General features: G+C 64.2%; 22 protein-coding genes. 11 read left to right on the top strand and 11 right to left on the bottom strand.

Annotated elements, in window-relative coordinates; translation table 11 throughout:
- Positions 1-43 precede the first annotated feature (43 nt).
- Positions 44-1261, bottom strand: a complete 1218-nt coding sequence (locus FHX60_RS19330) for a zinc-dependent alcohol dehydrogenase (protein WP_112774805.1) — start codon at positions 1259-1261, stop codon at positions 44-46.
- Positions 1262-1589: 328 nt separating this feature from the next.
- On the opposite strand from FHX60_RS19330, the gene gstA reads away from it, so the two are divergent.
- Positions 1590-2198 carry a glutathione transferase GstA gene (gstA, locus tag FHX60_RS19325; protein ID WP_183284262.1) on the top strand — a complete coding sequence of 203 codons (609 nt, stop codon included), beginning with the start codon at positions 1590-1592 and terminating at the stop codon, positions 2196-2198.
- Positions 2199-2631: 433 nt separating this feature from the next.
- Positions 2632-3672 (top strand): cupin domain-containing protein, encoded by a 1041-nt coding sequence (locus FHX60_RS27780; protein WP_244981386.1) that lies wholly within the window; start codon positions 2632-2634, stop codon positions 3670-3672.
- A gap of 15 nt (positions 3673-3687) precedes the next feature.
- Here the strand turns inward: FHX60_RS27780 and FHX60_RS19310 are convergent, their stop codons facing one another.
- Positions 3688-4362, bottom strand: coding sequence for a Crp/Fnr family transcriptional regulator (locus FHX60_RS19310; protein ID WP_112774802.1), 675 nt, complete (start codon positions 4360-4362; stop codon positions 3688-3690).
- Between the two features lie 189 nt (positions 4363-4551).
- On the opposite strand from FHX60_RS19310, the gene FHX60_RS19305 reads away from it, so the two are divergent.
- Positions 4552-5886: an MFS transporter gene (locus FHX60_RS19305; RefSeq protein WP_183284261.1), complete on the top strand. Its 1335-nt coding sequence runs from the start codon at positions 4552-4554 to the stop codon at positions 5884-5886.
- 20 nt (positions 5887-5906) lie between these two features.
- On the opposite strand, the gene FHX60_RS19300 is transcribed toward FHX60_RS19305, so the two are convergent.
- The 3 genes from FHX60_RS19300 to FHX60_RS19290 form a co-directional block, all read right to left on the bottom strand.
- On the bottom strand, positions 5907-6980 hold the full coding sequence (locus FHX60_RS19300) for a LacI family DNA-binding transcriptional regulator (RefSeq protein ID WP_183284260.1): 1074 nt from the start codon (positions 6978-6980) through the stop codon (positions 5907-5909).
- Between the two features lie 100 nt (positions 6981-7080).
- On the bottom strand, positions 7081-7857 hold the full coding sequence (locus FHX60_RS19295) for an SDR family NAD(P)-dependent oxidoreductase (protein WP_112774799.1): 777 nt from the start codon (positions 7855-7857) through the stop codon (positions 7081-7083).
- Positions 7854-8393, bottom strand: coding sequence for a VOC family protein (locus FHX60_RS19290; protein WP_112774798.1), 540 nt, complete (start codon positions 8391-8393; stop codon positions 7854-7856). The genes FHX60_RS19295 and FHX60_RS19290 overlap by 4 nt, the downstream gene beginning before the upstream one ends.
- A gap of 83 nt (positions 8394-8476) precedes the next feature.
- Between FHX60_RS19290 and FHX60_RS19285 the strand changes: the two genes are divergently transcribed.
- The 3 genes from FHX60_RS19285 (at position 8477) to FHX60_RS19275 (ending at position 10773) form a co-directional block, all read left to right on the top strand.
- Positions 8477-9538: a Bug family tripartite tricarboxylate transporter substrate binding protein gene (locus tag FHX60_RS19285; RefSeq protein ID WP_260164152.1), complete on the top strand. Its 1062-nt coding sequence runs from the start codon at positions 8477-8479 to the stop codon at positions 9536-9538.
- Positions 9539-9605: 67 nt separating this feature from the next.
- Positions 9606-10040, top strand: coding sequence for an ester cyclase (locus tag FHX60_RS19280; protein WP_183284259.1), 435 nt, complete (start codon positions 9606-9608; stop codon positions 10038-10040).
- A 226-nt stretch (positions 10041-10266) separates the two neighbouring features.
- Positions 10267-10773 carry a 2,4'-dihydroxyacetophenone dioxygenase family protein gene (locus FHX60_RS19275; protein ID WP_183284258.1) on the top strand — a complete coding sequence of 169 codons (507 nt, stop codon included), beginning with the start codon at positions 10267-10269 and terminating at the stop codon, positions 10771-10773.
- 343 nt (positions 10774-11116) lie between these two features.
- Here the strand turns inward: FHX60_RS19275 and FHX60_RS19270 are convergent, their stop codons facing one another.
- From FHX60_RS19270 to FHX60_RS19260, 3 genes are all read right to left on the bottom strand, one after another.
- The gene (locus FHX60_RS19270; RefSeq protein WP_183284257.1) at positions 11117-11419 is read right to left on the bottom strand and encodes a DUF1330 domain-containing protein; all 303 of its coding nucleotides are present in this window, start codon (positions 11417-11419) and stop codon (positions 11117-11119) included.
- Positions 11420-11662: 243 nt separating this feature from the next.
- Positions 11663-12127, bottom strand: coding sequence for a hypothetical protein (locus FHX60_RS19265; protein WP_183284256.1), 465 nt, complete (start codon positions 12125-12127; stop codon positions 11663-11665).
- Between the two features lie 14 nt (positions 12128-12141).
- Positions 12142-12648, bottom strand: a complete 507-nt coding sequence (locus FHX60_RS19260; protein WP_183284255.1) for a DUF6152 family protein — start codon at positions 12646-12648, stop codon at positions 12142-12144.
- Between the two features lie 96 nt (positions 12649-12744).
- Between FHX60_RS19260 and FHX60_RS19255 the strand changes: the two genes are divergently transcribed.
- The 3 genes from FHX60_RS19255 to FHX60_RS19245 all read left to right on the top strand — a co-directional run bounded on the left by FHX60_RS19255 (position 12745) and on the right by FHX60_RS19245 (position 14527).
- Positions 12745-13662, top strand: a complete 918-nt coding sequence (locus tag FHX60_RS19255; protein ID WP_183284254.1) for a LysR substrate-binding domain-containing protein — start codon at positions 12745-12747, stop codon at positions 13660-13662.
- 155 nt (positions 13663-13817) lie between these two features.
- Positions 13818-14165, top strand: coding sequence for a helix-turn-helix domain-containing protein (locus FHX60_RS19250; protein ID WP_258396858.1), 348 nt, complete (start codon positions 13818-13820; stop codon positions 14163-14165).
- A 2-nt stretch (positions 14166-14167) separates the two neighbouring features.
- Positions 14168-14527 (top strand): hypothetical protein, encoded by a 360-nt coding sequence (locus FHX60_RS19245; RefSeq protein WP_183284253.1) that lies wholly within the window; start codon positions 14168-14170, stop codon positions 14525-14527.
- 218 nt (positions 14528-14745) lie between these two features.
- Here the strand turns inward: FHX60_RS19245 and FHX60_RS19240 are convergent, their stop codons facing one another.
- Positions 14746-15717, bottom strand: coding sequence for an NAD-dependent epimerase/dehydratase family protein (locus FHX60_RS19240; RefSeq protein ID WP_183284252.1), 972 nt, complete (start codon positions 15715-15717; stop codon positions 14746-14748).
- 114 nt (positions 15718-15831) lie between these two features.
- Here FHX60_RS19240 and FHX60_RS19235 point away from each other — a divergent pair, with 114 nt between their 5' ends.
- On the top strand, positions 15832-16725 hold the full coding sequence (locus FHX60_RS19235; RefSeq protein ID WP_183284251.1) for a LysR family transcriptional regulator: 894 nt from the start codon (positions 15832-15834) through the stop codon (positions 16723-16725).
- 241 nt (positions 16726-16966) lie between these two features.
- Here FHX60_RS19235 and argC read toward each other — a convergent pair whose 3' ends face one another.
- Positions 16967-17896, bottom strand: coding sequence for an N-acetyl-gamma-glutamyl-phosphate reductase (gene argC, locus FHX60_RS19230; protein WP_183284250.1), 930 nt, complete (start codon positions 17894-17896; stop codon positions 16967-16969).
- Between the two features lie 130 nt (positions 17897-18026).
- Here argC and FHX60_RS19225 point away from each other — a divergent pair, with 130 nt between their 5' ends.
- Positions 18027-18911 (top strand): LysR family transcriptional regulator, encoded by an 885-nt coding sequence (locus FHX60_RS19225; protein WP_183284249.1) that lies wholly within the window; start codon positions 18027-18029, stop codon positions 18909-18911.
- 636 nt (positions 18912-19547) lie between these two features.
- On the opposite strand, the gene FHX60_RS19220 is transcribed toward FHX60_RS19225, so the two are convergent.
- Positions 19548-20816 (bottom strand): hypothetical protein, encoded by a 1269-nt coding sequence (locus tag FHX60_RS19220; RefSeq protein WP_112774785.1) that lies wholly within the window; start codon positions 20814-20816, stop codon positions 19548-19550.
- Positions 20817-20885: the final 69 nt, after the last annotated feature.

Here is a 20885-nt window from a genome sequence, read left to right as displayed (position 1 = left end):
CCGACACCGCGGAGCGGGCGGGCACTCCTGCCCTGGTCTGCGGCTAGTGGACCGAACCGGGCTGCAGTTCGACCTTGATCCAGCCGGGCTGGCGCAGGTCAAAGGCCTGGTAGGCCTCGATCGCCGAGGTCATCGGCTCGCGCCGCGTCAGGATGGCGGCCGGATCGACCGCACCGGTGCGCACCAGCTCCACCAGCCGAGGGATATAGGCGCGGTGGTTGCAGTTGCCCATGCGCACCGTCAGGTTCTTGTTCATCGCCGCGCCGATCGGGAAACTGCGGTCGGTGGGCGGATACACGCCGATGATCGACAGCGTGCCGGCCTTGGCCAGCGCGCGGATGGCCCAGTCCAGCGCCTGCGCCGGCGCGTCCCCCGGAACCCAGTTGCCCTGCGCCGACGGCTGGGCGTTCGGCGCCAGGCGCTCGGCCTCCTTTTCGCTTTCCGGGATGGACGGATCCTGCGCCGCCGGTCCGTGGTGCGCATGCATGGCATCGACGCCAACCGCATCGATGGCCCGGTCCACGCCGATGCCGCCGGTCAGCTGCACGATGGTCTCCACCGGATCTTCGGCATCGAAGTTCACCACCTCGGCACCCTGCTGGCGCGCCATGTCGAGCCGGTCTGCCACCGCATCCACGGCAAAGATGCGGCCCGCTCCCATCAGCTTCGCCGACGCGATCACGAACTGCCCTACCGGACCGCAGCCGAACACCGCCACCGTGTGGCCGGGATGGATGCTGGCGAGATCAGCGCCGAAATAGCCGGTCGGAAAGATGTCGGAGAGCATGATCGCCTGCTCGTCGCTGATGTTGTCCGGCAGCTTGACCAGGTTGACGTGGGCGAACGGCACGCGTGCCTTCTCTGCCTGCAGCCCCTGGAACGGGCCGGTCTGCTCCGGCCCGCCATAGAAGGCGGTGCCGGCCTGCTTGCCGTGCGGATTGGCGTTGTCGCACTGGGCGTAGTAACCGGCGCGGCAGTACGAGCAATAGCCGCAGGCAATGGTGGAAGGAATCACGACCCGGTCGCCCACGCTGAAGTTGCGCACGCCGTCGCCCAGCGCCTCGACCACGCCCACGCCCTCGTGGCCCAGCACCGTGCCCGGCGCCAGCCCTTCCATGGTGCCCCGCACGAAATGCAGGTCGGTGCCGCAAATGGCACTGGCGGTCAGGCGCACGATGGCGTCCGTGTCCTGCTCGATCACCGGTTCCGGCACATCATCCAGCCGGATGTCGCCGATTCCGTGAAACACAACAGCTTTCATGGTGTCCTCCAGATGAAGCCGGAGCCACCTCCGGCGAGGTCATTCGGAGTACCGAAGCTGCAAGGAACATTCCCACGGGCGAACCCCTTGCGTCGGCGCGAGGAATGGGAGGCCAGAAGCTTCCGCCTGGCAAATTCTGCTACGCGCCTTGCAATCCATTCCGGCGCGCGCAGGCACCGGTCGACCAGGCGACTGACACGCTTCGCCGCCGTGATTGCGTGCGTCGGAGTCCGGCAACCAGGCGGAAAGAAATGGCTTGGGCATGTCGATTGCTAAATCACCCCTGACGTCCTGACCCTGGCGCACATTACCAAGGAGGCACCCCATCATGAAGCTGTACTACGCTCCGGGCGCATGTTCACTGGCGCCACATATCGTCCTCATCGAGACCGGCCTGCCCTTCTCCACCGAGCGCGTCGACTTGCGCGCCGAGCCGCACAAGACCGAGAGCGGCGCAGACTACAAGACCATCAATGCCAAGGGCTATGTGCCGACGCTGGCGCTCGAGAGCGGCGACCGGCTGACCGAGGCGGCCGTGGTGATCCAGTACATAGCCGACCAGGCCCCGGAAAAAGCGCTTGCGCCGGCGTGCAATACGCTGGAGCGCTATCGGCTGCAGGAATGGCTGAACTTCATTTCATCAGAACTGCACAAGGGTTTTGGACCGTTCTGGAAACCCGGTACGCCGCAGGAGCAGAAAGACGCGACGTGGACGCGCCTGTCGCAGCGGTTCGACTGGCTGGCGCCGCAGCTCGCGGACAAGGATTACCTGATGGGAGAGTTCACTGTCGCGGATGCGTACCTGTTCACCATCCTGAGATGGCCTGATCATTTCAAGCTGTCGCTTGAGCGCTGGCCTGCGCTGCAGGCGTATCGGTCGAGGGTTGGTGAGCGGGCGGCGGTGAAGCGGGCGTTGAAGGATGAGGGGATTGGGTGACCTGCGGCAATTCCGCCTCATTCGCGATGCGGATGGTCGGGCGTGCCACCGATGGATGGCTAGTTGAACCGGCTGCTCTGTTGGTCTGATCAATCAAGAGGAGGCGCGAGACCAGCTGACTCGCGCCGTTTGCCGCACGCTGGCGTATCACATTGGCTTGACTATGCTGAGACCTTTCTATCCACTGTTTCCGCTGTTCATCCGGGCCTTCCCTTCTTTGTTCACTACCTTCACCGACTAGGTGTGCAGGAATCGCGAGGTGGGCCGAATGCGGTCAACGTCGCTCTCCGAGCGTTCTCCAATGCCTCCGGGTATCCCCTCACCACGAAGTGCTCATTATTGACAGTCTGGACGATACCGGCGAGCGCAGAATTCGCTTTCCCCGCTTCGCCGGCGGGAGGCTACGTCCAACAACCAAGTGATGGAGACCTGCATGAGCACCCCACAAGAACCAAGCCGACTGCAAGGACTTCGCGAACGTATCGTACGCGATCATTTTGCCGATGAAGTCAGACAGGACTTTGATGCGGTTTTGTCGACGTTTCCCCATCCTCACTATGAACTCATTCCGACCGGAAACGTCTTTGACGGGAATGACGAGGTTCGCCGCTACTACAGCCAGAGCCGCCAGGCATTTCCAGATCAGCGCAGCGAGATTATCCAGCTTCGCCACACTGACGATGCCGTGATCGTCGAGTTTTGGCTACTAGGCACACATCGCGGCACGCTGAACGGGCTCCCGGCAACAGGCAACGCATTTCGCTGTCGCATGATCGCCCTCTTCCTCTTCGAGGGCGAGACGTTGATCTGTGAGCGAATCTATTTCGACTCGCTGACAATGATGCAGCAACTGCTCTCCGGTTTGCCCGCCGAGTTGCAGGCACGGGCAGTGATGGGCATGCTTTCTCCGAAAGAAACTTCGGCACCTGCAAGCGTCGGGACGGTTGCGAAGGAGCCGAGCACGCTGCTCCCCCCTGCTTCGACACAGCAGGACCGTCTGCTCACCCTCAACACCGACACTGCACCCCGCTTGCCTACGGAGGTGCCCGGGGTCACCATCACACCGCTCTTCCTTGACCGCGAGCATGGCACCTGGGTGCTATATGGGCGATTCGAGCCCGGCACCATTCTGCCGAAGCATTTCCACACTGGAACCGTGCATTTCTACACGACACGGGGCATGTGGCAGTACGCGGAGTATCCTGACGATCCTCAGACTGCAGGGAGCTACCTCTATGAGCCGGGCGGGTCGATCCATACGTTCACAGTGCCCGCGGATGCTACCGAGGCCGCCGAAGGTTTTATGGTGGTGCACGGCGCCAATGTCAATTTTGTGGGCGACAACTACCACAGCATCATGGATGCGGGCGCCATCGAAACGGCAATTCTGGGCGCGGTAAGTGCCGGGATGATGCCCATGCCGCGCTATATCCGTCCGAATGGCGGCGCTGCGTTCTCCGCACCACCAGCCTGATCCAGGCGCGCCCCCTCAGGCCAGACGCCGCAAGGCGTCCTGGTCCAGCACCGTCACCCGTCCATACTCGAGCCGCAGCAGCCGTTGGGACTCCCATTCCTTGAGCTGCCGGTTGATGCTCTGCCGCGATACACCAAGCATCTGACCAAGGTCTTCCTGCGACAGGCGCAAGGCTGATCCGCTGTCCTCCGGGGCGGACAGCAGATGGGCATGCTGCGCGGCCAGCAGCCGGCGCGCAAGCCGCACCGGTAGCGGCTGGAGGATGGTCTCGTCGATCCATTCCAGCGCCCAGCGGTAGCGCCTGCAGATCAGGCGGATAAATTCCATCAGGAAGTCCGGACGCCCATCGACAATCTCGTGAAATGCCTTCGCCGGCACCACAAGCAGTTCGCTGTCGACAATGGCGCGCGTGTCATAGACACGCGGCGCGTCGATGAACAGCGAGACCTCGCCAAACCATTGGCCCGGCTCCAGCATACTGACCACGGCTTCGCGGCCGTTGGATGCCGTCACGCTGACACGAATCATGCCCCTGCCAACGCAGAACAGCGCATCGGGTGACGATCCGTAAGTGAACAGCACCTCGCCCTTGACCAGGCGCTTGCGCATGGCCTGGGTACGCAGCAATCGTTCAAGCTCGGGGGACAGAAGTTCCGGGGCGGGACTGAGGTCTTGCGCGGTGCGTGGCATCTTGAGTTGCAAGCTGAGCAGGGGCCGCAAGAGCATAGCAAGTACGCAGCGCTACCGGCCAATTCCCATGCAAGGGTTATCCCCCTCCTGCGATTGCCAAAAGGCGACAGTCTCAGGAATTGCCCACTCCTGATAATTGTCGCCAACGCACCGGCTGTCACGGCGCAGGATAACGAGAGGAGAGGACAGATGACAAGGATGGCCCCCAGTTCAACGACCGGCAAGACCGACGATCGGCTGTTTCGCAAGATCAGTTGGCGACTGCTTCCCGTACTTTGCCTCTGCTACGTCTTCAATTACCTGGACCGTACCAACGTCGGCTACGCGCAATTGCAGATGAAAGAGCATCTCGCGTTCAGCGACGCCGTTTTTGGTCTCGGTGCCAGCATCTTCTTCGTCGGTTATGCACTATTTGAGGTCCCGAGCAACATGCTCCTGGCCCGCATCGGCGTGCGGGCCACGCTGCTGCGCATCATGGGGCTCTGGGGTCTGGCCTCGGCCGCGATGATGTTCGTCACAACGCCCACGCAGTTCTACATCCTGCGCTTCCTGGTCGGCGTATTCGAAGCCGGCTTCGCGCCAGGCGTCCTGTATTACCTGACCCTATGGTTCCCACGCCACCGGCTCGCCCAGGCAACCGCCCTCTTCTTCATGGCCTTCAGCGTGGCACCGATCGTCGCGGGACCCACGGCGGGCGCCATCATGACGTGGCTCGATGGCGCTCACGGCCTGCGCGGCTGGCAGTGGCTGTTCGTTCTCGAAGGCATTCCATGCGTGCTACTGGGCATCATGGCCTTCGCCACGCTGCCGGACCGGCCCGGCCAAGCGGCATGGCTCGACGATACCGAACGCGACCGGATCGCGCACCTGCTCCGGACTGACGCCCCGGCGTCCACCACCCACGGCGATGGTGGCGTGCGTGCAGCGAGCCGCGATGCGCGCGTCTGGGTGCTTGGATTGGTGTCGTTTCTGGTTATTCTGGGCATCTATGCGTTGGCGTTCTGGAAGCCAACGCTGCTCAAGGGAATGGGCCTGTCCATCATGCAGGTAGGGTTGGCGGCGACCCTTCCCGCAGCCTGCGGCGTGGCCGCCTCGGTGTTGGTCGGCCGCCACTCCGACAGGACAGGCGAACGGCGTTGGCACTTCGCCATTGCCGCGCTGGTCGCCGCAGTAGGGTTGATGCTGACGACGCTGTTTCCAAAGGATCCTTTGCCTGCCATCCTGTGCCTGACGCTCGTCAGCATCGGCACATCGAGTGCCTTCACGGTACTTTGGTCAATGCCCGGCGGCATCCTGTCCGGCCCGAGTGCGGCGGCGGGAATCGCCATCATCAGTACCGTCGGCGGCAGTGCCGGCGTGGTGGCGCCCGCCGCAGTCGGTGCGATCAAAGCGGCAACGGGCAGCTTTACGCTCAGTCTCTACCTCCTGAGCCTGGCGCTGGTACTGGCGGCGGTAATTCTGGTCACGTGGTTCCGGCCGCGCGATGCGGGATCGGTGGCAGTGGCTCCGATCGAAGCACGCTGAGCGTCCGTGCGATGGCGCGCTCAGGCCATGCCAGCGGGAGGCGGTGCACAGGACTCGCGCAGGACGATCTGCGTGGTCAGTCGCACTTCCTGCCCCCCTTGCGCCTTCGCCTGGCTGCGGCCCTCGCCGCCGCCAATCGCTCGAAGCAGGATTTCGGCGGCGGCTGTGCCCACTGCCTCGAGATCCCAACTGATCGCGGTAATCGCCGGCGAATACAGTTGAGGAAGATCGCCGTCACCGACGCAGATCAGGCTCACATCGTGCGGCACGCGATGGCCGGTTTGTCGCGTTGCCTGCAGTACGCCCGACAGGATACGCGTGCCCAGGCAAATAAATGCCGTGGGCCGAGACTTGGCGGAAAGCAGGGCCAGCGCGTCGCTGAACGACAAGTCCATCGCGGAGCGGCTCGCGCGCACGAGCGTTTCGTCCACCGCCAGCCCGCGTTCGGCCATCGCCGCGCGATATCCGTCGATGCGTTCACGCCCGGGCCGCAAGGCTCCGTCGGATGTCATCAGGGCGATGCGCGTATGGCCAAGGTCGAGCAGGTAGCGGCAGGCCTCGTAGGCGCCGCGGAAATGATCGACGTGAACGCCAGAGCCCTGCGCGCCAAAGTCGCGATCCATCGCCACGACGGCAAGATCACGCGACACCTGGTCGAGGTAGTCTGCGCGCTCCACTTCGCAGGGGCCAAGAATCAGCCCATCGACCCGTCGCCGGCGGAACAGGTCCACCATCAGTTCTTCCTGTGCCTTGCTGTTGTGCGTATTGCCAACCACCATGGCATAGCCTTCGCGCTGCAGGCGGATCTCCACCGCGGTGATGATGCGGGCATACAGCGGGTTGGCCAGATCGGAGACCAGCAGGCCAACCACTCCCGAGGTTCCCGTACGCATGCTTTGCGCGATCGGATCGGGCGCATATGCCAGGGCCTTCGCCGCCCGCTCCACGGCCTGGAGGGCCGCCTCGCTTACAGGACCACTGCGATTGAGGGCCCGCGACGCAGTGCCCAACGACACGCCGGCAGCGCGCGCCACGTCGCGAATCGTGACGCGCGCGGGCGTATCGGGACTGGTGGTGCGCGTTCGGCTGCTCATCTGTGATCCTGAAGGGAAATGCGGGCGGATGACGGGCGGGCCCGCAACCAACTCGTCGATGGGGATTATCGCCGAATTTCCGGCCCTCCCAGTCCTGGCCTCAGTACATGGCGCGCCCGCCGCTGATGTCGAATACCGCGCCGGTGCTGAAGCTGCAGCGCGCGGAACACAACCAGGCCGCCATCTCCGCCACTTCCTCGACGCGGACAAAGCGCTTCATCGGTACGCGCTCAAGCAGGCGCGATTGCAACTGGGCGCGCTGGGCCTCGTCGTACACGCCGAAGATGTCGGTATCAGCTGCGCTGGGCGTGATGCAATTGACCAGCACTCCCGTTTCGGCCAACTCCTTGCCCAGGCTCTTGGTCATCGATATCAGCGCAGCCTTCGATGCCGCGTAGGCCCCGGCAAAGGGATTACCCTCCTTGCCGGCAATCGACGCCACGTTGACGACACGGCCGTAGCCACGGGTCACCATCGCCGGCACCACCGCTTGCAAGCACTGCAATGCCCCGAAGACATTCACGTCAAAGACTCGCCGCCATTCGTCCAGCGAGGCGTCAAGCGTGGGGCCGCTGCGCCCGAGAATGGCGGCATTGTTGACGAGCACGGCAGGCCCGCCGAGCACGCCCGTAGACTGCGCAAGTGCACGGTCTACCTGTGCACGGTCTGTAATGTCGACCGGGACGGGCAGCACCTTTGCGCCGCTCGCACGCAGCGATTGCGTGGCCTCGTCGAGCTGTCCGGCATCCCGATCCCACAATGCCACCGCGAAACCGTCGGCGACAAGCCGAGCGCCGATCGCCAGCCCGATGCCGCGCGCGGCTCCAGTCACCACCGCCACGCGCAGTGCCGGCTCCTTGCTCTGCGTGGCGTTCATTGCGGCGCTCCAATCCGGCGGATCGGATCAGCGCCGTCCCAGCCCTTGGCGGCTGCGGCGATCATTGCGAAGTACTCACCCTTGCCGCCGGCCAGCTCCGAAATTTCCACAATGTTGCCCGGCAGGTCCGCATGCACGTAGTAGGCAAACCGACCGCGCATTCCCATGCGGCCACCGTGCCCCTCCACATAGCCACGTGCCCGCAGTACCTCGGCATATTCGTCGAACCTGTCGTCAGTCCAGTAGGCGACGTGCTGCATGCCTTCGCCCGCGTGCTTCAGCGAATCCAGATACAGCGACGGCGCGTCGTTGCGTTGCTGGATCAATTCGATCTGGACACCACCTGAATTCGCCAGCGCGATGGACAGGTCTGGCAATGAGGATGCTTGTTGGTAGTAGCGGAACTCCGTGGTCCCGACGGATTCCTTATAAAACCAAGGCCCGACGCCGAGCACGTCACTCCAGTGACGCATGGCCTTCTCGATATCCCGTACAACGTAGCCGATCTGGCATACACCACCGAACAGCAAGCTCATTTTGCCCCCCTTAAGTTCACTGGAAACGTTTCCATATTCATAGTGTAGCCGGCGTGGCAAAGCTTCCGCGCATAGCGTTAACCATGATTGAAGTCTTTTCGCTGCTCCACGAAACTTTTATGGAAACGTTTCCACTGAAGAAGCGCACTCAACCCCGCCCGCCTTGGCGGCCCCATGGAGACACCATGTGCAAATACCTCGCGAGCGCCCTGCTCGCCCTTGCTGCCACCGGCGCCCATGCCGGCGACGCTGCCTACCCCGATCGCCCCGTCCGCATGTTGCTGCCCTTCTCCGCCGGCGGGGGTGGCGACATTCTGGGGCGCCTGCTCGCGGAGCGCTTCGCAGCACAGCTCAAGCAGCCAGTGGTCGTTGAAAACAAGCCTGGCGCGGCCGGCACCATCGGTACCCATGCTGTGGCCACCGCCGCGCCGGATGGCTACACGATCATGATCGGCGGGATGTCCACTCACCAGTTGGCACCGGCCACCTACGCCAAGCTGCCGTACGACCCTGTCCGCGACTTCCAGAGCCTCGGCGCAATCGGCAGTTCGTCAATCGTCATGATTGCAGCCAACCAGTACCAGGCCAACAACCTCAAGGAACTGATCGCGCTGTCGCGCAAGGACAAGACGCCGATCCAGTATGCAAGCTGGGGCGCGGGATCGACCGGCCACTTCTGCGGCGAGGTACTGAGCCAGAAAACCGGAATCCCGCTGCAGCATGTCCCATACAAGGGTACTTCGCAGATCGTGACAGACATCCTTGGCAACCACATCTCGGTGGGATTCGTCGACATGGTGACCGCCACACCTTTCGTGAAGGAAGGCAAGGTCAAGGCGCTCGCTGTGTGCACACGGCGTTCGCCGAGCTTGCCGGGCGTCGCCAGCTACAAGGAGCAAGGCGTGGACTTCGACCGCGAGCTGACCTGGGTCATGTATGTGCCTGCCAAGACGCCGAAGCCCATCGTGGACAAACTTTCCCGCGCACTGGAAACCACACTCAAGGAACCGGAGGTTGTGAATAAGCTGCTGTCGTTAGGCATCACGGCCAAATACGTGCCGGGGCCCGAGCAACAGGCCATCAACGCCCGCGACATTCCTATGTGGAAAGGAATCGCCACGCAAGCCCGCATCAATCTGGACTGAGCCACTGGCCTTTACACAGCCACCCGATTATTCGAATTCCCACTATTCACCATCAGAGACTCTCTTCATGTCCACTACGCTCGACGCCGCACGCATCCAGACCGTGCGCGACCACATGGCCTTGGAATGCGTGCACGACTGGGACGCCGTCATCAACACGTTTGCTCACCCCCGCTACGAAATGCATGGCAGTGGTGTCGTCTTCGACGGCGAAAAGGAGGTACGTGGATACTTTGATTCGTCGCGTATCCCGTTCCCCGACCTCAAGAACGAGATCATTGCCATCGCCGCAGCCGACGAAACGGTGCTGGTCGAGTTTTGGCTGCAAGGCACGCATCTCGGTCCGCTCCAAGCCATCGGCAAGACGTTTGCACCAACGGGTCGCACCTTCCGCGTACGTATGGCCGCCACGTTCGAGTTCGCGCCAGGGTCGGACAAGATCATCTGCGAGCGCCCGTACTCGGCGCCAGATGCCAAACTGCGCGCACTCGGCCTGCTCTGAGGGTACACGGATGAGAAGTCCAGAACTCGCAACATGACCGGACACGGGCGGCTGGCCGGCAAAGTCGCCATCGTCGTGGGCGGGGGCTCCAGTGGCGCGGACTTCAGCAATGGTGGCAGACCGTATCTCCGAGCTCCCCATTTTCGAGACAAACATTGAACCATATCGACCACCGTACCTGTCAGCGCATCTCAGCATGCGGTCGTCGGCCCAGGAGATTTGCATCATGGCATTGCCCAAGGTCTTTACCCATCAGGATCGTCTGCTGACCGTCAACATTAACGATGCCGTGGAGTTTCCCGGCTCCGAAGCCGGTTCGACCATCGTGCCGCTCTTCCTCGACCGTGAGAACGGTGTCTGGGTGCTGTACGGCAAATTCGAGCCCGGCACGACGTTGCCGCCCCACTTCCACACCGGAACCGTCCACTTCTTCACGACGAAGGGCGAATGGAACTACGTCGAGTACCCCGAGGATCCCCAGACCGCTGGTAGCTATCTGTACGAGCCAGGCGGTTCCATCCACACGTTCTCGGTGCCTGCCAACGCCAAGGAGCCGGCCGAGGGATTCATGGTGGTCTATGGCGCGAACGTCATTTTCAAGGACGACGAATACCAGGCCGTGCGCGACGCCGGTACGATCGAGGACGGCATCCTGAACGCGGCCAGGGCCATGGGCCTGCCAATGCCGCGCTACATCCGTCCCAACGGCGGCGCTACGTTTTCCCGCGACTGAATTTCAAACAGGACGCCTGGAAAAATAGAAGAGTCGACGGAGACACGATCAATGGATGCGAAGCGACGCAAGTTGCTACAGGCATCGGCTGCTACGGATCTGCCGGGCGTGCACCCATTGACGACTGCCAAAGGCGAATGGCGTGCGACGCGCCCAATACAGCTAATCGTTCCCGGCCAGGCGGGCGGCATGTCGGACGTCAGAATCACTGTCTGGGCGGGGAGTGCCTTGTCGGCCATGAACGGTCGTTTGCGATTTGATCCGCGAAGGACCGTTCACGAAGGAAGTACCGACTGTCGAGGGCCCAGCCAAAAACGGCAGGCCTTTTTGCCGGAAAAACTTACTACGACGCTACGGCTGTAATGCCTTCCAGCGCGATAATCCTTGTCGTCGCACATCTTTCACGGATCGCCTTAAGGCGGCCGTACTCTGGCGAGTCATACCATGCCATCAAGGAATCCATATCCGGGAATTCGACAATGACGAGACGATGCGGCTGCCAGTCACCTTCGAGAACCTTGGCTCGACCACCACGGCCTAAATATTTTCCACCGTAGCGCGCCTCAGTAGCCGGTACTTCTCGTTTGTACTCTTCAAAAAGGGCGGGATCTGTTACGTCGACATCGGCAATCAGGTATGCAGACATGGCGCGCTCCTTTCCGAGGTAGCCTTACGGCCCATTGTCATTGCATGATTGTAGGCGGCGCTGCCGTGAAGTCGAGGATGGCCATGCGGGCGAAATTGTGGGTGAGCATTACTCGCTCGGCACGGGGTAACGCTGCCCCGTGGGACTGACGCAGTGACGTGCACATAATGCTCGATGCCATGCCCCTCGCTATGACAATCATCCTTCAATAGCGTGCGTGAATGGATTTTCGCAGCACCGGCTCTACCCGAACGCCAGCATTCGCCCCGCCAGCATCACCGTGGCCCACAGCCCAAGGGAAAACAGCCCGGCGAACCTGGCATGGTGTCCATTCAACTGCCGGAACGACGCAAACTGCAAGACCATTGCATTGAGAGCGGCCACGCCCATCAACGCCAGCTTGGCCGCAAACCATGGATTCGACTGATATTCGCGCGCCGCTGGAGCAAACAGCAGCAGGCCTGTGAGTGCAGCGAGCATGAAGCCGCCAAGCGATAGCGGCACCAGCGTCCCGCGCACTGTTGCCTCCTCGAGCCGCAGCAATGCCCCGGCCAGCCGCAGATCGACGACCGCGATGGTTCCGAACAGCAGGCCAATACCGAGCAGATGCAGCCAGCTGACCAACGGATAGGCCCACGTCGATGCACGCAGTGCTACCACCGGGTGCCATGTCTCGATTGCTGCGAGCAAAGCGTCCCACGTTTCCATGTTGTCACTTCCGCTCAGCCGCGCGGCGCACCGCTGCATCCCGCGGGCAGCGCGACCGATTGCTGGCGCACGCCAACGCCGTCCAGAACGATCAACGCTGGTCTCGCGGCATGGCGGTCGTTGCAGGAAGGAAACCCGATGGCCTCGAGCCGGTCGCCGGGTCGCGGCTCGCGCGGCATGCCCCATCGTTCGAGCCGGTTGATCGGCGCCAGGTCCAGGGTCCAACGGCCGGGCGGGGCCGATGCGCGTACTGCCGCCAGTGTTCTGCAAAAGCCCAGTTCGGCGAGTTCTGGCGGAATGGGTAGAGCATTCCAGTTACGCGGCAAGGTATTGGCTTCGACTTCGATAGTCACCTGCGGATGCGGGTTGCGCCATGTCACCGTGACCACGCGGCCCGAGAAATAGAGCGGCGTGGCAGTGTCGTAGTATCCCCACCCGTGATGCGCCAGCGCAGGCCATCCGAGCGTCATCGCGACGCCCGAGAGCGCTATCGCAACCCATCGTGTCATGGTTCGCTTCATTCGATACCTCCTCAACTGGTCGTGGTGACGATAACCGTCGCCAATTCATGCATCAATAACCGAAAATGGCATCATTCGATACGATGCGAGGTATCAATGGAATTCCAGCAACTGAAGCTTTTCCTGGCCGTTGCCGAGGCCCTGCATTTCGGCCGGGCGGCGCAGCAGGTCGGCATGGCACAACCGCATCTGAGCCGCGCGATTGTCAGGCTGGAAGACGAAATCGGCGTGCGCCTGTTCGACCGCACCAGCCGCCGCGTCGCCCTGACGGCCGCCGGCGAGTGCTTGCGCGAGGAAGCCATCGCCCTGCTGCAAGCGCAACGGCGTGCGCACGAGACCACCCGCGCCGTGGGACAGCAACGGCGATGCCTGCGCATTGCTTATGTGTCGGCCGCGCTGTATCTGGCGTTGCCTGCGGCGCTGCGGACGCTGTCAGGCGGACAGGAACGGGTCGAGTTTGCGCTGCAGGAAGCGACCACCAATGAACAGTTGTCCCTGCTCGCGGCCGGTGAGATCGATCTGGGCATCGGTCACCCGCCCTTCGAGACGCATGCGCGCCTGGACAGCCTTCTGCTCTCGAATGACCGCTTCGACGCCGTGCTGCCTGCTGACCACCGGCTCGCCAACCGGGACGCCACCCCTTTTGCCGAACTGGCCGGCGAGCCCCTGGTGTTGTTTCCGGAGGCGCAGGGGCCGGCGTTGTATGCAGCGATACGCGATCGTTGCCGTGTCGCGGGCCATGCGATGCGGGTGGCAGCGACCGCGCCTCGTCTGCATGGACAGTTATCGCTGGTTGCCGCGGGCCTGGGCATTGGACTCGCCCCGACGCAGTCGCGCAGCCTGTCGGTGGCAGGCACGGTCCGCATGCCGATCCAGCCTTACCCCGCCGCGCTGGTGCTGACGCTGAAGGCCCTCTACGATCCGCGCTCGCGTCATCCGGCATTGCCGCTCGCGCTGACGGCTTTGCGGCGCGGCGTTGCGGCAGGTAAGCGGTCCCGTCGATACGCTGAGTAGCTGACAAGCAACTGGCCATCCGAGACGGCAGCATTCAGCCGGAGCATTATTGACTGGCCGTTCAAAAACCTGCACACTCGCGTTATTGAACAATCGTTCCATAACTGGCGAATGGGTATCGCATGGCTAGGCCAAGGACGTTCGATGAAGACGTTGTGATCGCCCGCGCGGCGGAGGTTTTCGGTCGTATCGGCTACAACGCCTGCTCGGTCGACGACCTGGTGGAGGCAACGGCGTTGCATCGAGGCAGTCTGTACAAAGCATTCGGTTCCAAGCGCGGTCTATTCGAAAAGGTGCTGGACCAAGTCCTTGTCGGCGAATGGTACCGGGACCCGGCCGCGCTCGACCTCCTCATCACCGCCCTGCGCGAACTCGCGCCAGCGGATCTGCCAATCGCTGCCCGTTGCCGCGACGCCTTGCAAGCTTATGGAGAAGGCGCTGCCGAACTGCTCGGCGCGCGTCTGCTCGATCACCTGCCCAGTCACGATCCCAACAAGGAGTAGCGATGCCTCGACTCGAACTGACCGACCGCGAACTCGTTGTCCACCTGACACCGTGGGAATCGATCTGGTCGCTGCGCCGCGGCTTTCGCGTGCCGCTTGCGCAGGTTCGCGGCGCTACCGAGGACAATGGCTTTGATAGCAGAGCGCTAGGCCTGCGCCTTCCGGGCACCTACTTCCCGGGCCTGATCGCCGCCGGCACCTTTATCAAGGGCGGCGACAAGCAGTTCGTCTACACCTCGCGCAAGCTGCAGACCATCGTCATCGAACTGGCCCGAAATGACTGGGCCCGCCTGGTGATCGGAGTGCCCGATGCGCGCGCCGAGGCAGCGCGAATCAACGCCGCCGTCGCCAGCCGCCGGTAGCATCCAGAACGGACGCAGGACCAAGTCGACGTCCAGGCGTCGGCAGCGCGCATGAAGGATGTTGTCTGCTTTGGGTCGGCTGCCCTGCCCTCCATGATGAAGCGTCCGCAGTCCTGCACTACCAGCGGCGTCCCGCTGGCCGGCCATCCGCTCGGCTTCTGACTGCTGGTGGCGCTGGTCGCCAGCTTCGCCGTGCTGTCGGGGCGTTGGGATGTTCCTCAAGCAGGCAGGTTAGAGGCGTGCCGACAGGGCTGGCATGCCGCCAGCGTCTGCCGGATGCCCTCGGCGTACGGCGTCTTGCGGATCGGTCCGATCAGCCGTTGTAGCGCGGCATCGTCCAGGATCAGCGGATCAGTCATCAGGTAGTGCATCTCTACCAGTTCGCGCATGAACGGGTTCAACAGCCCGAGCAAGCGCAGCATGCCCTTGCCGGCGATGCGCAGCTTCAGCTTGCGGCCGGTCTGTGTTTCCATGTGCGACACCAGTTCGCGCTGAGTCGTGACACCGGCGCCGGCCAGGTGCCAGATCCTGCCGAAGGCCGCCGGCGTGTCGGCCAGGCGGGCGACAACCGGACCGACGTCCGGCACATACACGAACTCGTGCGGCGCATCGATCGGTCCGATCAGGTCCGCGGTGCCGCCACATGCGGCAGCCTGCGCGGCGCGGTGCAGCAGGCTGGCCTGCACGCCCGGACCGTAGAAGTCGGGCAGCCGCAGCACCGTGGCGCGGATGCGGCCGGCTGCGTCCGCCTGCATCAGCACGTCTTCCTGTGCCTTGCGCATGCGGCCCTTGAAGGTATGCGGCGCGCGCGGGTGGTTCTCGCTGACCGGATTGCCGCCCTGCACGCGTCCATACGGGTAGACCGTGCCGATCAGGACGAATTGCCTGACGCCCGCAGCGACCGCGCCATCCAGTGTCTTGCGCAGCAGTTCCGGGTGCAGGTCGAAGCGCCAGTAGTCGACGCCGACCATGTAGACCAGCGTGTCGATGCCGCTCGCCGCGGCCCGGACGGAGGCCGGCGAGTCGGGATCCCAGGTGACGATCTCGGCGAGCGGGTCGGCCCCGAAGGCCTGGCGCAGGCGCGTGGCATCGCGGCCTACCACGCGGTATGGCTGGCCCCGGCTTGCCAGCGCGGCGGCAACGCTGTGGCCGATGGCGCCGGCGGCACCAAAGAGCGCGATCGTGGACATGGGGTTCTCCTTTGCATGGGTAATTGCCGTGGTCTGATACGGGCCAGTTTGTGGCCATCCTGGCAAAAAGAAAATTATCTATAATCGGCTGGTCGCTAAACAAAAACGCATAGCATGGCCGGCGAACCAAACTGGGAGTGGTACCGCACCTTTCTCCGCGTGCTGGAAACCGGGTCGCTATCGGCCGCCGGGCGCGCCATGGGGCTGACGCAGCCGACCGTCGGCCGTCATATCGACAGTCTTGAGGCTGCGCTGGGTCTCAAGCTCTTCACACGCTCCTTCGACGGCTTTGCCCCCACCGACGCCGCCCACACACTGCAGCCCTATGCCGCCGGACTGGCCGCCACGGCCGCGGCCATGCGGCGCGCCGCCAGTGGGCACGGCGCCGGCGTGCGCGGCACGGTGCGGTTGTCGGCGAGCGAAGTCGTCGGCGTCGAAGTGCTGCCGCCGATCCTCGCTGCGCTGCGTGAAGCCCACCCGGCGCTGGAGATCGAACTGGTGCTGTCGAACCGCGTCGACGACCTGTTGCACCGCGAAGCCGATATCGCCGTGCGGATGTTCCGGCCCGAGCAGGATGCGCTGGTGGCGCAGCGCGTCGGCGGCATCGAACTGGGGCTGCATGCGCATGAGCGCTACGTGGCCGCGCACGGTGTGCCGCAATCGCTGGAGGAACTGCCGCGGTTTGCCGTGATCGGTTTCGACCGCGAGACGCCGTTCATCCGCCGCTTGCTGGAGCGCTTTCCGGCTTTGTCGCGCCAGCGCCTGGCCTTTCGCGCCGACAGCGACCTGGCCCAGCTGGGCGCGATCCGCGCCGGATTTGGCATCGGCGTGTGCCAGTCCGCGCTGGCGGCGCGCGAGCCGCGGCTGGTCAGGGTGCTGCCCAGCGAGTTTTCCGTGGCGATGGATACCTGGGTAGCGATGCATGAGGACTTGCGTGCCAGTGCGCGCTGCGCGGTGACCTTTGCCGCGGTGGTGGTCGGGCTGCGCAGCTACGCGGAAGGGACGTAGCCGCAGCGCCGATGGGCCTTGCTGCGGCATCGTCAGCGTCAGTCGCAAGCTCGGCGCGTGCGGGCCGCCCGCCCGGACCTTGCGCAAGCGCAGCAGCGAACAGCGTACGGCACCGCGTTGATCACCGACGGTGCCGCCGTGCAACAGCAGCAATGGTCGGTGCCAGGGGCGACCGCCACGACCAGCCTGGCAACAACTGTCGGCATAGGGGCGGCCGGGCGTTATCTCGAGCCACCGGCCACTACTGCCCCATAAGCATCAAATCCAGGTTCTGCACCGCAGCGCCCGATGCCCCCTTGCCAAGGTTATCGAACACCGCGGACAGCAGCACATGCCCGTTTTCGACGTTATGAAATACGCTCAGCTGCATGTCGTTCGTACCGTTCAGCGCTTGCGGATCCAGATGAGTCAGGGCGCCTGATTCGTGCAGCGGCAAGACCCGTACGTAAGTTGCCCCGGCATAGTGGCGCGCAAGGCAGGCGTGTAACGTGGCGCCATCCGCGCCGGGCGCCAGTTGCCGCAGCGCCAGCGGCACCGTCAGTACGATGCCCTGGCGGAAGGCTCCGTACGCCGGGACGAAAATGGGACGCTGCGCAAGGCAGGCGTGCTGCTGGATCTCGGGCGCGTGCTTGTGCGCAAGTTCCAGGCCATAGACCTGGTATGACGGCGCCTTGGCGGCGCCCGGCCCCTCATATTCCTCCACGCCGACACGCCCACGTCCGGAGTAGCCGGATACCGCATGCACGCTGATCGGGTAATCGGCCGGGATGAGCCCGGCCTGTGCCAGCGGACGCAGCAGGCCAACTGCACCGGTCGGATAGCAACCGGGATTGGTGACCCGAGATGCGTTGGCAATCTTCCCGGCCTGCTCCGGCGCCATTTCCGGAAACCCATAGGTCCAGTCCGCGTGTGTGCGATGAGCGGAGCTGGCGTCGATCACCCGCACGGCGGGATTGACAATGGCGCCCACTGCCTCGCGCGCGGCGGCATCGGGCAGGCAGAGGATGGCGATATCGCAGCCGTTGATGGCTTCTGCGCGACGCCGCGCATCCTTGCGCTCCGCAGCGGGAAGTGTGAACAACCGGATGTCGGTCCGGCTGCGCAGCCGCTCGTGGATCTGCAGCCCGGTGGTGCCTTGGTCGCCGTCGATAAAAACTACGGGAGAGCTCATGGGTGGTTGACTCCGCTGCCTGTGGGATTGAACAAGTAAAACCGAGCCCCTATGTTGCGCGGGGGACTAGAATAGGGAAAGTTGAATTTCATAACTACGACATTCAGCTTTTCTGAATCTGGATTTCGTCATGCGAGAGATCAGCCTGGACCGCCTGCGCACTCTGGTCGCCGTTACCGACCGTGGTTCCTTTGCCGATGCGGCGCGCGCCTTGCACCTGGCGCCGCCAACGGTCAGCCTTCACATCGCCGAACTCGAAGACCGCATCGGGTCTCCACTGCTGATACGCAAGCGCGGCCATGTGGGACCGACGCCTATCGGCGAGGTGCTGGTGGAGCGCGCGCGCCGGCTGCTGGCCGACGCGGAGCAGGCGCTGGATGATATTCAACGCCAGGTAGACGGGCTCGAAGGGCGTGCGCGTATCGGCGCGTCAACGGGCGTGATCGCGCACCTGCTGCCGCAAGCGCTGGAGGTCCTGCGCGAGCACCATCCCGCCATCGACATCCAGATTGCCGTGCATACTTCGGAAGAAACCCTGTCCCGGCTGGTGGATGGAACGCTGGATATCGGGGTGGTTGCGCTGCCTCAGCCCCCGGTGGCCGGACTGGTGATAAAACCCTGGCGCCGCGACCCGGTGATGGCCTTTGTGCCGGCGCACTGGCGGTGCCCGGCCCGCGTTACCCCCGCATGGCTCGCCGCCCAACCGCTCATTCTCAATGACGCGACCACGCGTCTGTCGCGCCTGACGGCGGAGTGGTTCGCGACCGGAGGGCAACACCCGGCGCCGCGCATTCAACTCAACTACAACGACGCGATCAAGAGCCTGGTAGCGGCAGGTTACGGCGCGGCGCTGTTGCCCCATGAGGCCACTACGCCATTGCCCGACAGTCGCATTGTCATGCGCCCGTTGCGGCCTGCGTTGTGGCGACGGCTCGGTATTGCCTATCGTGCGGGGTACGTTGAGCGCTCCACGCAACACGTGCTGGACGTGTTGTGGGATTTGAGATTGCCGTAGGCGTTGCCTGCGGAACGAACGCCGGTCTTTCCACTTCTGCGCCGCCGGTAACGCCGCAGCATCTCAGTCTTAAATTAAGTTCATATTGCCTGCCCCGTCGCCGCTGACTAGTATTCTGAGACAAAAAACACAGGGGGGACTTCCATGCGGCCAATTCAGGTTTCCCTCGCAGGCAGGCGACGCTCCGGCAACTGGTTGCATGCACTGGCCTGCCCCGTCCTGCCGATCCTGCACGACGCCCCCGCGGCGTCACGCTGCCGACGGCCTCATCGCTACCGACACCCCCAGCCCGCCGCCTGATCCAGGCCGGCAGCGCCGCGGCGCATGGCGTGCGCAGACAGCGCGCCGGCACCGCAGCCACTGCCGATGATCTCCCTTTCGTGCGGGGGCTGAAAAGGCGAGATATTGGGAAAGTCCCCGGTGGCCGGCGGCGAACCGCGCTTCGCGCGGGGCCGGCCTGGGGTGCGGGATCAGGCGAAGCGCGCTTCGCTGCCCGGGCGCAGGCTGGAAGGCAGGACCGGCGTGGACTTCCGATGCGGCGTGGCGCGACCTGCCCACGCCGTCACCGGCTTCACGCCGCCTGCTGTCTGCGCAGGAGATGGCGGCAGGAGACCATGCCCCCGCCGCCGCTTCCGCCTACTTGATGCAGGCGAGGTTCACGGCAAGGCCGCCCCAGTCGGTAGCCTGGTTGTTGTCGACCTGTACCTGCAGCTTGTCGCCATGAGTGACCGCCCCGGCCTGCACCTCCTTGCTGCAGTGCTGCTGGCCATTGGTGATCTTGCAGCTCAGGTCGCTGACCGGTGCGAGCACGACCGAAGCGCCGGCACCGGTCACCTTGTACACCGAGATGTCGAGCGTGCCCTGCACCTTGCCCAGCGTGCTCGCCGTGAGCGCGACGCGCGTGCAATCGTAGGGGATCACGACCCCGAAGTCCGACGGCAGCGGTACCGCCCCGCCGGCGCCGGTCATGGCATAGCGGCCGCGGCTGAGCGTATCCGGCACGTTGAAGTTGCCGTTGTAGACGGTGCCGTTTGCCATGGTCACACCCGTGGTTGGCCACTTGCCGCCCTGCTTGGGACCGTACATCGTCCACGTGGTGGTGTCGAAATAGAAGTCGCCGTCCACGCCGATGTCGTCGGTCGGTGCGCCGCTGCCGTACAGGACATGGCCGCCATTGCCGACCGTGGTGCCGCCGGTGCCGCCCGTGCCGCCGCTGCCGCCTGGCTGGCTGACCAGCGAGACCCCTGCCGGCCAGACGCCGTCTGCCTTCGGCCCGTACAGCGTCCAGGTGCTGGTGTCGAGGTAGTAGTCGCCATTGTTGCCGAGGCTGTTCGCCGGCGCGCCGGTTCCCGACAGCACCGTGCCGCCGCTGGGTGGCGGCGTGCCGGTGGCGCTGCCAAGCGGCACTCCCGCCGGCCACGTGCCGTTCGCCTTGGGACCGAACAGCGTCGAGGTCGAGGTGTTGATGTAGTAATCGCCGTTGTTGCCGACGCTGTCGGTCGGATCGACCGAGCCGGACAGGATGGTGCTCCCCGCCGCACCGGTATTGCCGCCGGGACCCGCCAGCGAAACCCCGGCGGGCCACACGCCATTGGCCTTGGGCCCGAACATCATCCACGTCACGGTGTTCAGGTAGTAGTCCCCGTCCTTGCCGATCTCGGGCCCCGGGTCCGTAGTGCCGGACAGCATCGCACTGCTGGTCGCAGCGGCCGGCGCGGGCGACGAAGGCGCGGCCGGTGCCGGGTTGGCGGGCGACGTGCCTGGCGAGGTGCCCGCTGAAGTGCCAGGGCTGGCGGTGGCGCTGGTGGAGGCCGGTTCGCCCCCTCCGCCACCGCCGCAGCCGGCGAGCGTGATGACAAGGCAGGCGAATGGCACGGCGGCCAGCTTGATGTGGGCGTTTTTCATGGGCTCCCCTTCCTCTGACTCTGCGGTCGTAAAGGTCGACGGCAGCGAAGGCGCCATCGATGCACCCAA

This window comes from Cupriavidus alkaliphilus (assembly GCF_014191175.1).
GTDB classification, from domain to species: domain Bacteria; phylum Pseudomonadota; class Gammaproteobacteria; order Burkholderiales; family Burkholderiaceae; genus Cupriavidus; species Cupriavidus alkaliphilus.
The sequence above is the reverse complement of the archived record's forward strand: the minus strand, read 5'-3'. Positions and strand labels throughout refer to the sequence as shown.